The sequence below is a fragment of the Trichocoleus sp. DQ-A3 genome (assembly GCF_039961975.1).
Lineage (GTDB): Bacteria > Cyanobacteriota > Cyanobacteriia > Cyanobacteriales > FACHB-T130 > FACHB-T130.
This window is the reverse complement of record NZ_JAMPKC010000002.1, coordinates 198,146-210,106: the sequence shown is the minus strand read 5'-3', so window position 1 is coordinate 210,106 and position 11,961 is coordinate 198,146. Positions and strand designations below refer to the sequence as shown.

Here is an 11,961-nt window from a genome sequence, read left to right as displayed (position 1 = left end):
TAACTGGGGCTTGCTCAACTATTTCTCATCATATAAGGCAGATCCTCTGAATTGTTCTTCTACGCAGGACACGAGAATAAGCGATAGAGGATGCTGCGTTGTTGGCTCAAGTGGTTCAATACATTGGCGTATCTGCAACTTTGCTTGGTTAAAAGCTGTCAGCCACGAACTGATAGTCCGAAAATACCAAGGCATTGGCTCCCACTCCTCCTCGCCAAAGCTCGTGAAGCACTCGGTTCGCCAGCCCTCCTTGTAGGCGGTGTCGCCACAGGCACTCCACGGGTGAACCGTCTGCACAACTAGGTGCCCATTAGGTACTAGAACTGTACCCAGCGCAGCCAGCAGCGGTACAATGGTTTCCCCTAACAGCGAGAAGTTACAGACTACGAGATCGTATAGTCCATCGAGTTGATTTGGGTCGTTGACGATCCGATCGTAAGAGAGGGTGCGAAACCTACCACCACCTGCTGCGTGAGCTTGTTGAACTAAAGCAGAACTCCCATCTACTCCAAAGGCTTCGATACTGCGTTCGTTTAATGCGCGTACCAGCCAACCTTCACCGCATCCAACATCTAGCACGCGGCGAGGTTGCAGCGCCACCAAAACCTCCACAATGGCGGCATCAGTCACAACGCGGCGACTGGATATTAGTTGCTCGCGGACTGCTTTTGTCCAAGCACGAGCATTCGTATTCCAACTTAAATGCAAGCGGTATTCCAAATCAGATTGGGACATAAAAGCCTCCAGTTGTGCAAATTATACGTGCAGCGATCGCCAATAGCATGAACAGTATGAAAGCACTCAAGCGTTGTCGAGGAACCAGTTGCAGCACAAAGTTAACGTTTCTAGGCGTAGCGAACTAAAAACTTCGTGTTTGATATATTGCAGCTACACAGGGAGCTAGAGGCGTGGCTACTACTTTATGCTGGAATCAGCACCAATAAAGCTAAACTGGGCAACAATTTCCGTGCAATGCTCCACTGTCTATAATCAAGCGAATCAATCATGCTGCAAATTTCTAACACCGTAAGTATTCCAGAGCATGAGATTGAGATGAGTGCGGTGCGATCGCAAGGGGCAGGGGGACAAAATGTAAATAAGGTGGCAACTGCCATTCACCTGCGCTTTGACATCATCGCTTCCTCACTACCTGAACGCTACAAAGAGCGGCTGTTGAAGCTTTCCGACCAACGCATCACTAAAGAAGGTGTCATTGTCATCAAAGCACAGGAACACCGCAGCCAAGAGCAAAATCGAGAAGAAGCATTGCAACGATTGCAAGACTTGATCAAGAGTGCGATCGCAGTCGTCAAACCACGCAAAAGGAGCAAGCCAACTCGTAGCTCTCAGAGAAAGCGTCTGGATAGCAAAACTAAGCGAAGTCAGATTAAAACGATGCGAGGAAAGGTTACGGATGAATGAGAGGGTGCGAACACTCAGTCTACCTCCCCACAAAATTCTGTAATCACCTGTGCCTTGACAGCATCTAACGGATAGGTTTTAGGATAGGTGGAAAACATCAGCATGATGCCCTGAAGCGTCGAGGAAAAATAGAGCGATCGCTGTCGTGGGTTAGCAACTCCCAATTCGGTGAACATCTGCGTCTGAATTTCAAACTGCTTTGCCTGCTCATCCATCAACTTCTGGCTATATTTCGCCACAATCGGGTCGAGCCTGGGTTGGGTAAACAGATTGAGATAAAATCGGAAAACCTCCGGTTGCCGTCGCACATCGTCTAACGCACCTTCGGCAATATGGCGAATTTGCTCAACAGGCGTTGACTTTGCAACGGCAGCATTCATGACAACCAGCAGCTCGTTGAGCCGCACATCGACCATTGCTGCCAAAACATCTTCTTTACCCTTGAAGTAGTGGTAAAGCAGTCCCTTTGAAATCTGCGCTTGTTTGGCGATATCTTCAATCGACGTGGCGTGATAGCCTTTCGTGAAGAACAAATCCATCGCCGTTTTCAAGATTTGCTCCCGCGTTGCCTGACGGATGCGCTCGTTTTCTGCTGGGGTACGCGGCATAGGTTCTACTCACTGAGAAATTGAACGATCCGACTCGAAACCTCATCAGCATGAGTGAATGTAGGCATATGATCGGCTCCTTCAATGTAGGCAAAGTGAATGTCGGGTACCTGTTGAAATAATTCGGCAACCTTGAAAAGGTCAGGCATATCCTTTTTGCCGATGATAAACAGCGTTTTGGTTTGAAGCTCACTTAAGCGATCAATGGTGGGTGGCTGTGCCCAGAGCATCTCATAGGTTTTCCATTCAAAAGACCGTTTCATGTTGTGCGTTGTCATCTCAATTATGCGATCGCGCTGTGGACTGGACATCACGACACTGTACACAGGATGGTTCAACAACACCTCAACCATTTTTTCCAAATCTGGAGCTACCGCATTGATTTGCGCGTACCATTGTTGAACATCGGGTGAGAACTGGAAGCCCGATAATCCCGGAGCCACCAGCACCAGCCTGGTTACTCTATCAGGATAAGCCAGGGCAAAATCGGTCGCAATTTGACCGCCGATCGAATGTCCAACTAGAATCACGCGATCGAGATTGAGATGGTCAAGCAACTGCCGCAAATCCTCAACATAGTGGGCAGGTTTGAGTAGTGGGGGTGACTGTCCGGCACCGCGTCCGTCAAAAGTGATGACCTGATAAGTCTGGGCTAGTTGCGGGGCAATGAACTCCCAATCCCGCAAATCTGCCATTGCGTTATGAATCAGCACAACCGCCTCACCCTTACCTTGAACTTCGTAATGCAAATCCATGTCTGTCTCCTTTCAGGTTTGTAGGACAGTCACAATGAACGTTTCAGCCTGATTTTCCAGCAACAGCCTGGGCTGATAGGATCGATTGTTTCATCCTCAATATAATTTATGACTGAACAATCAGTCAACACAAAAAAGCGGCTATTGAAGCTTTCCGACCAGTCCATTACCAAGGAAGGGGTGATTGTCATCAAGGCTCAAGAACACCGCAGCCAGGAGCAGAACCGAGAAGAGGCATTGCAACGATTGCAAGACTTGATTAAAAGTGCGATCTGCGCTTCGCTATCGCGTTACCCAAACCCCGTAAACCCAGCAAACCGACTCGTAGTTCTCAAAGAAAGCGTCTGGATAGCAAAACTAAGCGAAGTCAGATTAAGAAGTCAGATTAAGACGATGCGAGGAAAAGTTACGGATGAGTGAGTGGTACAGAAAAGACCTTGCTTATATTCACGATGTCGGCTTCAGGAGTTACGTTCTGCAAGCAATGCCAGAAATTCTGGCAATTCTCAAACAGCATGGCATTCAGGATGGACTGATTGTAGATTTGGGGTGTGGTAGTGGTCTGTCAGCTGAGGAGTTGGTTAGGGCAGGATACCAAGTCTTGGGAGTTGATATCTCAGCTGACATGATTGAAATTGCCCGTTGTCGAGTTCCTCTAGCTAAATTTCAGGTAGGCTCGTTGTTCAAGGTCGAAATTCCTGACTGTAATGCGGTGATTTCGATTAGTGAATGTTTTAATTACCTGTTTGACCCCGACCACCAAACACTTACCCAGGTGTTCCAACGCATCTATGATGCTCTCGCGCCGGGAGGCGTTTTTATCTTTGATATTGCAGAACCCGGACAGCTGACTTCTGCAACTCCAGTCAAAAGCTTTACTGAAGGCGAAGATTGGATTGTTTTGGTGGAAAAACAGGAAGATTCACAGCACATCCTGACTCGGCGAATCATTACCTTTCGGCAAGTAGGAAACGATTATCGTCGAGATGACGAGGTTCATCGCCAGCAACTATATGCAGCAGCAGAAATTGCCACGATGTTGCAACAGGTGGGCTACCAAGTCGAAATTCAGCGTTGTTATGGTCAGTTTGCTTTACCCAATGCCCATGCTGCATTGATTGCCAGAAAGCCTATGAGCAACCTTTGACTCTTGGCGATTGTTCCGACAGCCATCAAGACTTTAAGCGATCGCAACTGAAGACGATGCGAGGCAACGTCGCGGATGAGTGAGAGTGCTGGATTGAATCTTTAATGCCAATTGCGATCGGCTTCTGGCTGCAATCGTTTAGCTGCGTCAATAACATCTTGCAGTTCTACTGGATCGCTCAAGGGGTCAGCATCCAGTGTCGTGACCCGATTGAATTCCTTCTGCCAGCGTCGTAGCTCTGCAATGTATGGTTCGCAAGGCACCCGCTTCAGATTATCCCCTTCTTCCACCAAATCGTAAATCCCGTTGTGCAGCCACTTTCCGGTATGCCAATCCGGCATATCAACAGCAGGGAATAAACAAATGCCATGCAGATCCATCCCAGAATTAACCGCTGCTAGAGACTCTTCCACTACGTCTTTTAGCCACTCATCTCTGCCTGCTTCCATGCCACTGGTTTCGCCAACGATCATCGGTCTGCGATAGCGTTCCCACACCCACCGCATTAGCTCGCAAAGCGGTTTGATGCGATTGTCGTGGGGTTCTAGCGCCTGATGGGGGCCATTTTCTCGGTATTCCATCTGACCGAAGGAATAGTGATTTGCCCCAACGATATCAAGAATTTCCGAGGAACCGCCGAGTTCAGGGTGTTCTTTCCCGTAGAGAATATCCCACGCCAAAAAGGTATCCACATAGGTTTCCACATGTGCTGCGTCGATCTGGTCCGGGCGATCGCGCGGTGCGACCACCTGAACCAAGGGATCGATGTGAACCATCCTAGAGGCAGGTTCTACCTCCCGAATCGCTTTCACCCCTGCGATCGCTGCCTTACACAACGCCAATCGCAAGCGAAAACGGTCTTCTTTTGTGGTTTTATAAGGAGCAACCCAACCCCACTCACCACCGCAGAACGAGAAAAACGTAATTTCATTAATCGGTGTGAAGAAATAGGGACCACGCAAGCGCGGAATCACATACTCTGCTGCGGCGCGACAGTAACGGGCAAAGCGCTCGGTAAACTCCTCACTAAATGGATCGAGATCGTCTGGATATCCGTAGTGGCAGAGATCCCAGATGGGAACGATCTGCGTCTGCTGCATTGCTTTGATCGTGGTGTCAAGGCTAGAGAAGTCGTAGCAGCCATTACGATCGACTAGAGGCCAAGGAATCCCTTCTCGTGCCACATCAATTCCCAGCGATCGCAAGATGTTGTAATCTTCCTGCGCGTGGCAATCGTGCTGTGTCTCTTTAATTAGATTTCGCCGTTGCTTGTCCTTCCAGAGAAACGTCGAACACTCAAAGCCAGAGATGAAGAAGGTGGGGAAGATTCCAGGTCGTTGAGCCATGCGTTTGCTCTGTAAGTTAACTCGTCATGGTAGGCACTCTTGCTCATTTGAGACACTATCCAACGCGAGATAAATCCGTTGAGTTCTTTGGAGAAGTGTTTACAGCATTTCTAAGGAAACAGGTTTAGTGGGTGCTGGAAAGGCAGCATCTAAGGAAGCCAATTCATCAGCACTCAATTTCAAATTCAAGGCAGCATAATTCTGCTCTACATGGTCAATGCGGCTGGATTTGGGAATTACAATTACATTGTCTTGATGCAACAACCAGGCGATCGCTACTTGAGCCGCAGTGACTCCTCGTTCTTGAGCGATCGCCTTGAGTGTTTGATGGTTCAGCAAACGCCCTTGCTCAATTGGAGAATACGCCATGATAGGGATACCTTGTTGCCGACACCAGGGCAGTAAATTCCACTCAATTCCCCGTCGCATCAGGTTGTAGAGGACTTGATTGGTAGCAATTCCTTTCCCATCCTTCAACCCAATGGCTTCCTCCATATCCTTGGCATCAAAATTACTCACTCCATAGCTGCGAATTTTGCCGGATTGTTGAAGCGTCGCCAATGCTTCCAGCGTCTCTCCCAGCGGTACAGAACCGCGCCAGTGCAGCAGGTAAAGGTCAAGATAGTCGGTTTTCAAGCGTTGGAGACTTCTTTCGCAGGCAGCAATTGTCCCTCGTTTCGAGGCGTTATGAGGGTAGACCTTGCTGACTAGAAAGACTTCCGCCCGACGAGAAGCGATCGCTTCTGCGATTACTTCCTCTGCACCGCCTTCGCCATACATTTCGGCAGTGTCAATCAAAGATAAACCCAAATCGAGTCCGTGACGTAAGGCATCAATTTCGCTTTGGCGATTCCTGGCATTCTCCCCCATCTGCCAGGTGCCCATACCAAGAATCGGAATTAATTGTCCAGAAGGTAGTTTAAGGGTTCGCATAGCAGTTTCCATCTATTCAAGCTATTGCCCTTGAGCGCTTTTTGGCTGACGCATGGGCATGGCATCAATTGTAGAGAAAAGCGCTGTTGTGGGAAACGCAATGAGCTTGTAGTTCTGCTTGCACTTGTTCTCATCGCAATGCGGCGATCGCCTTCTCTATCAACTGCTGGCAAGCTTCTAGTTGAGTCACATCAGTGGGAATTGCGATCGCCGTTATAGTGAAATACCGAAGATCAGAGCCGCGATCGCCTTTGACCAGCTATTTCTGGAGTGCCTGTTGAAAGGTCTTGATGGCATCAACGTGATTCACCATATTGATGCAACGTAACAACAAATCCAGATCGATCCCTTTCATTTCCTCACTACTGAAAATTTTTTCGTAGTCCAGAGTGTTGCCCTCTCCCCGCAGGTGATAAATCTCTAGCACTCCGTCTTCCCAGAACCACACTTCAGGAATCTTCAGGCGCTTGTATACCTCTAGTTTGTTAATGCCGCCACTGGTAAACACCACTTCGATCGCCAGATCGGGACGCACTCGACCAGGGGTAAGTTTATAGAACCCATTTGACATCTCAACAAAAGACTTTCAGCCTCTTGTTGAGATGTCAAATGGGTTCTATAGGCATGGCAAAGCTTATCTCTGTACTACCCTCTTGTGCTGGGATGCTGTTTAGGTGATCGCTTCCTGACCCCTTGAAAATGACCTACAAGCATTTGACCTTGGTGTTCCTGCCTACCCCTTCCCGTGGCTCTCGTAGGTTGTTAGAACAGAATCCGGAAACTTCTCAACGTCTCCCCTCTATCAGGTTTCTGTGATGCGATCTCTTATAGCAGCAACGCTTCGCGATCGCTTTCAGCCTCTACTCATCCCTACTCAATCTTCCAATTAGGCGTTAAACCCGAAGTAACTTGGCTATACATTTGCAAGACCGATGCAGAAATACGTCCTGAGAGTTTTGCGATTGCCCATAGCGCTCTTGTAAAATCATTTTCAATTGTTGAGAATTCGCCCAGGAAAAAGTTTATGGCAGATATGTCCGGTCAAGACCCCTCGGAAATCATAATGGCAACGGTTGATGAAGAACGAAAAGGCACAACTTTCAGCGGTCAGGTCATCCTTGGTATACATCCTGAGGGTGGGCAAGTCGTTTTATTTAGCGACTTTTTAATTGAAGATTATAAAGGCGAACTTACCGCAAATCTTGCAACAGATGGCGATATAACGAAAAGCATTGATTTAGGCGAACTCGATCATAAAAACCCCAGTTTTTGGCTGCCAATTCCGCCGGGAACGGATACATCACCCTACAATACAGTCGTGTTGAGCGACAAAAAAAGCAAGAAAAAAATCCTGACGATCAATCTATAAAATTTGTAACTTAGCTCGTAGTTCAGCCAAATTCGATTGCCCTCTTGTATAGAACCCATTTGAGATCTATTCCTGAAACTAAAAGCCTTGCAGCTAGCTGGTTTTATCCCTGTTCTTGCAAAAAACAGTCGAGTTTAAGCAGGCTCTATCATTGATCGCAAAGTAACGGCTTACTTCAAAGCCAAGCACCCCAGCAAAAGATGTCAAATGGGTTCTATAGGATTCATCCGCCTCTCGCTTGACGGCTCCAGCTTCACTTTCTAGGATCATGGAGCCAGTTGGGGTGAAGTCAAACCCTGCTATAAGCAGGTAAAGCTCCACCAATGCACCGATCCTCTTCTTAACTGTTTCGTGGGGTTCCCCTGGCATCCGTCGAATCTCCAGTACTCCATCCAGGAAGGAAAGCCGATATCCTGGACGGTCTAACAATTGCTCGACTGCTTTGAACTCTCTCCAGGTCAATCCCTCAAACAGGAGGGGTTCTTCCCTTTGGGGTGTTGCTATCGTTGCCGTGGTCATAAGAGTCTCTGGTCTGTTTCCAGATTAGGAGTGATGGGGTTTGGATGGCGATCGCTTTAACGTAACTTCTTTTATAGTATTTGCTTAAATCTGAACAGCTTCTAAACGATACATATTATCTACAGGGTATCTTAAGTAAGATTATTCCATGCTCGATAAAACTCTAAATAGCTCATATTTTGAGTACAATGCCAAATCAATTGATAACAATCTACATAAAACCAAGGATTAATTTCTATAGTCCGATCTACTAGATATTTTTTAAAAACTCTAATTATTTTTGAATAATCCTCTTTAGTAATAATCTTTTTTATTTTGTGAAGCACATCTGTACCATCAGATAAACCTTGACTTGTTTGAGCTAGATCCAGTAGGGTTTGGAGAGCAAAAGATTTACCAGACTTTATTTTCGCCAGTTCCTCTGAAGCTAACATACAAAAAGATGCGGTATGAGAATTTTCTATAATCATTTTTCTTAACAGCTCTTCAATAGGTGTTTGTATATTTTTATCTGGTAGTAATTGCATTAATACTACAGCACCATTTAAACGCTCCCAATAAGCTAGCTCATCTCCATAAAACACGATCTTCATTAATTCAGAAATATTTTCTGGATTATTAGGTTCGATTTTGCTCAAATTAATTATTGCTTCGTACCTTAAAAATTCATCATCTTCATCGACTCTAGTCTTAATTAAAGCTCTTAAAGTGTTCACAGCCTCTTTGTTTGCTGTTTGTTCCAGTATATCTCCTAGTATATCAATTAACAATCTACAAAAAGATTCATTTTCTATCTTTGGAATCGTTCGTATCAAAGTATTTACAGCAAAAATATTTCCAGGGTCGATTTTATTTAATGTGCTAGCTAAAAGGTAAGTATTTAAATTTTCTTGTTCGAATTTCTCAATCTTACTCTCTAATATTTTTATTACTTCTCTCTTATCTGTAAGAATTTCCTTCAAAGCCAAAGCAGACATTCTATAATCATTTCCTTTAAGTAAACCTAAGAGTTTCTGAATTGACATTGAATTATTAGGAACGATTTTATATAAAACTTTAGCTGCTTCTATAGATGTACTACTAAAATGACTTGTATCAATTATGTATTCTAAAACTTGTATCGCTATTGATCTACCTCCAACAAAATTTGCTAATGAAATAGCAATCTCTATAAGTATTTTTTCATTATTACAAGTGCTTATTAAGTTACTCAATTTCTTGGTTATTTTTTCATTGCTAATCCTTACTAAGGATTCCTTTGCCTGAGACGAAATCGGGTTAATAAAAGTTTTCCACTCTTTTTCCTTTGAATCAAAATATCCGAAACTCCATTCAATGATTCTATCTATAATGCTGTCCAGATATTTTAGAGAAGCAAATTCCGACATACATTCAGCCGCCAAACAAAAAGCTTTGTACCAATAAAAACTTTCTTTGCTGTCAAAATAGATTAATTGTTTAATAAACATATCCTTGAGATGAGGGGATATTTCCTCTCTTCCAGCCCACAATAAAATTACCTCTTTCCAATTAAATTCAAAAATTCGATAAGTTCCTTCCTCCGGATTGTGAGAAGTGTGATTTAGAAAATCATGCCAATCATCGATCGATAACGCAGCAAAATATTCCTGAAAGGTTGGATGAAAGAATGTGTATACTTTGTCTGACGGTTTATCTGAATCTCTAGCAACTTGAAGCCAGCCAAGATTAAGAGCTAACCAAAAATAAGAACCGTCTTCATCGGGATCGCCCAGTTCATCAAAAACTAAATTGTGTGGCAATCGAAATGGTGATGATTCCTCATCTAATGCACGACACGCTAAACGCCCAAGAGCTTTATTGAGTTTTTCTTGTTTAGCTACTGTATTTGGAAAGAATGCATAATTCAGGTCTTTCTTCTTCCACTTGCTTCTATTCCACTTGTAAAACTCACTGACAAATCGCTTGTATAACTCAGCCTTAGTTGCTGGCAAGCTCTCTTGCTCATGCCATGTCGTACAAAGCATCATCAACTGTAATGGGTTTCTGACGAGTTGTTGAAGCCGAGTACGTTCAGTGTTGGCTAACTCGGTTTTAAGACGTTCACCGCTTTGTTGATTGCTTTTACGAAATCCACTTTCAATGAATTGTTCTACTTGAGTTGGATAATGAAACTCCTTTGTGCGATAGGTTTGGAAATCTCTAAGAGCATTGCTATCTACTTCCCAAACATTGATGCGGCAGGTCAGAATAATGCACGACTGACTTATCCAACCGCGAAGCTGATTATTAATTTCGCGTAGTGCAATGCCAGACGACGCAACAATTTCATCGGCTCCATCCAGCAACAGCCACACTCGTTGTTCATTTAACTGTTTCAAAAAATCAGATTTAACGTCCTGAGTAACATCTCGCACGGCATTATCCAACCACACCTGAGTTAAGTAATCCTTTAGACGTTGCAAATCACCGTTTTTAATCAAGTCACCCAAAGAGATCCAAATTGGTAGACCAAGCTCTTTGTCTAGAATCCAGAAGGCGATGTGCTGTAAAAGTGTTGTCTTTCCGGCTCCGGGTTCACCAATGATGGCAATGCGATCGCTATTTCCCTGTCGCAATATCTGTTCCCGAAACTGCTCATACTCAATCGGCGGCTTTTCCTCATACTGCTCTATAGGTCTTGCCGGATGAACATTCTGGCTTAATTGCTCTGGCTCCTTCCGCTCAACCAACGCCAGCGAGATAAAGATTTCATCATCCAGTAAATCAAACTGCATCGCTTCTGAAGCAATAACTTCATTGGTGCTGAGCTTCTTCTGGCGATCGAGCATGGTTCGGCAAACGTACTGCCAATCAATGCTTGTAGAAGCCTGAGATTTTGCGCGTTTAGAACGTCGATACCATCTATCTGACTCGACAAGTTCCGTAGGCTGAATCTTTAAAGTCTTTGCGATCGCTTCAACTGTACTCCTGTCAACCTTTCTTCCTGAAAAAAGCTTCTTGTGAATAACGTCTGAGCTTAAATTTGCTGCTTTTGCCAAGGCTTCACGGCTCTCAATCCCCATCTCACGCATTTTCTGCTCGATAAATGCGAGTCGTTCGGGTGTAACTGAAAAGCCACGCTCTCGGCTGGAACCCATAGCATTCAATCTACTTGTAGCAATTAGCTCTACTTTAACCAGGTAAAGAGATGGACGTTTAGGTTCGTTAAGGGATGTTTGTTATCGTCACTTAGCATCCCTGGTTTGGGCTGCTCCTAGTCAGTAAGTTGGATTTATCGAGTTCAACAGAAATCAATGACAACCTTAACTTCCAATCCTTCTATGCCTAACACTCAGCCTGCCCAGGTCATGACGACGAATCCCGCTCCCATCGAATCCCCTTCCGCCTGGATGCAATATGGCACCAGTCCAACTGAAATTATCCTGGCAACAGCGGTAGTGATTGGAGCGATCGCTAGTGTGATTGGGTCAATTGCCCTTCTCCTAAAGGTTCTCGTGCCCGTGATGCAATCCAACCCATCGCAGAAAAAGGAATAGTCAGTTTTTGATACTGAACCATAACACTTCCTTGCTCAAGGTTTTGCAGGAGAGGAGCGATCGCATAGCGTCCGCTTCGTGGAGTCGGCGACAATAGAAACCTCAACTCAAGAAAGCCGCTACTTTCTCTGTAAGCCCGAATGTACAAAGAGTCGGGAGAAAGTAAGGTCATTTTGTTTAACCTTTGCGGTCATGGGCACTTTGATATGCAGGCGTACATGGACTATCAGACCGGAAAATTGATAGATACTGAGTACAGTGCAGAGGAAGTCGCGATCGCTCTAGCAGGATTACCTGCTGTCGGTTAGGGTTCTGGAAAGCTGATTTCTTGCCGCTCTCAGTTG

Annotated in this window: 11 protein-coding genes and 4 pseudogenes; 7 read left to right on the top strand and 8 right to left on the bottom strand. The window is 45.1% G+C overall.

All coding sequences use genetic code 11. From position 1 onward, the window contains the following. Positions 1–18: 18 nt before the first annotated feature. Positions 19–735, bottom strand: a complete 717-nt coding sequence (locus NDI44_RS03985; RefSeq protein WP_190412469.1) for a class I SAM-dependent methyltransferase — start codon at positions 733–735, stop codon at positions 19–21. A 270-nt stretch (positions 736–1,005) separates the two neighbouring features. On the opposite strand from NDI44_RS03985, the gene arfB reads away from it, so the two are divergent. Continuing rightward, the gene (gene arfB, locus NDI44_RS03980) at positions 1,006–1,422 is read left to right on the top strand and encodes an alternative ribosome rescue aminoacyl-tRNA hydrolase ArfB (RefSeq protein WP_190412468.1); all 417 of its coding nucleotides are present in this window, start codon (positions 1,006–1,008) and stop codon (positions 1,420–1,422) included. A gap of 14 nt (positions 1,423–1,436) precedes the next feature. Here the strand turns inward: arfB and NDI44_RS03975 are convergent, their stop codons facing one another. Both NDI44_RS03975 and NDI44_RS03970 read right to left on the bottom strand, forming a co-directional pair. After that, positions 1,437–2,030, bottom strand: coding sequence for a TetR/AcrR family transcriptional regulator (locus tag NDI44_RS03975; protein WP_190412467.1), 594 nt, complete (start codon positions 2,028–2,030; stop codon positions 1,437–1,439). A 5-nt stretch (positions 2,031–2,035) separates the two neighbouring features. Next, complete coding sequence (locus NDI44_RS03970) at positions 2,036–2,785, bottom strand: alpha/beta hydrolase (protein ID WP_190412466.1); 750 nt, start codon at positions 2,783–2,785, stop codon at positions 2,036–2,038. 132 nt (positions 2,786–2,917) lie between these two features. On the opposite strand from NDI44_RS03970, the pseudogene NDI44_RS03965 reads away from it, so the two are divergent. Beyond that, positions 2,918–3,174: pseudogene (locus NDI44_RS03965) on the top strand (aminoacyl-tRNA hydrolase); the annotation flags it as partial. Positions 3,175–3,197: 23 nt separating this feature from the next. Then, a complete protein-coding gene (locus tag NDI44_RS03960) occupies positions 3,198–3,932 on the top strand; it encodes a class I SAM-dependent methyltransferase (protein ID WP_190412464.1) in 735 nt (244 codons plus the stop codon). Between the two features lie 101 nt (positions 3,933–4,033). Here NDI44_RS03960 and NDI44_RS03955 read toward each other — a convergent pair whose 3' ends face one another. Both NDI44_RS03955 and NDI44_RS03950 read right to left on the bottom strand, forming a co-directional pair. Next, positions 4,034–5,278, bottom strand: a complete 1,245-nt coding sequence (locus tag NDI44_RS03955; RefSeq protein WP_190412463.1) for a b-glycosidase — start codon at positions 5,276–5,278, stop codon at positions 4,034–4,036. Positions 5,279–5,377: 99 nt separating this feature from the next. Continuing rightward, positions 5,378–6,211, bottom strand: coding sequence for an aldo/keto reductase (locus tag NDI44_RS03950; RefSeq protein WP_199304829.1), 834 nt, complete (start codon positions 6,209–6,211; stop codon positions 5,378–5,380). Between the two features lie 30 nt (positions 6,212–6,241). Between NDI44_RS03950 and NDI44_RS03945 the strand changes: the two genes are divergently transcribed. After that, complete coding sequence (locus NDI44_RS03945) at positions 6,242–6,430, top strand: hypothetical protein (protein WP_190412461.1); 189 nt, start codon at positions 6,242–6,244, stop codon at positions 6,428–6,430. Between the two features lie 40 nt (positions 6,431–6,470). Here the strand turns inward: NDI44_RS03945 and NDI44_RS03940 are convergent. Further along, positions 6,471–6,767 (bottom strand): annotated as a pseudogene (locus NDI44_RS03940) (Uma2 family endonuclease); the annotation flags it as partial. A 468-nt stretch (positions 6,768–7,235) separates the two neighbouring features. Between NDI44_RS03940 and NDI44_RS03935 the strand changes: the two are divergent. After that, entirely contained in the window at positions 7,236–7,580 is a 345-nt protein-coding gene (locus tag NDI44_RS03935; RefSeq protein WP_190412460.1) for a hypothetical protein, read from the top strand. A 213-nt stretch (positions 7,581–7,793) separates the two neighbouring features. Here the strand turns inward: NDI44_RS03935 and NDI44_RS03930 are convergent. Then, positions 7,794–8,099, bottom strand: a pseudogene (locus tag NDI44_RS03930) (Uma2 family endonuclease); the annotation flags it as partial. A 131-nt stretch (positions 8,100–8,230) separates the two neighbouring features. Continuing rightward, the gene (locus tag NDI44_RS03925; RefSeq protein WP_190412459.1) at positions 8,231–11,218 is read right to left on the bottom strand and encodes an NACHT domain-containing protein; all 2,988 of its coding nucleotides are present in this window, start codon (positions 11,216–11,218) and stop codon (positions 8,231–8,233) included. Between the two features lie 156 nt (positions 11,219–11,374). Here NDI44_RS03925 and NDI44_RS03920 point away from each other — a divergent pair, with 156 nt between their 5' ends. Then, entirely contained in the window at positions 11,375–11,617 is a 243-nt protein-coding gene (locus tag NDI44_RS03920; RefSeq protein WP_199304828.1) for a hypothetical protein, read from the top strand. Positions 11,618–11,763: 146 nt separating this feature from the next. Continuing rightward, positions 11,764–11,925 (top strand): annotated as a pseudogene (locus tag NDI44_RS03915) (TrpB-like pyridoxal-phosphate dependent enzyme); the annotation flags it as partial. Positions 11,926–11,961 lie beyond the last annotated feature (36 nt).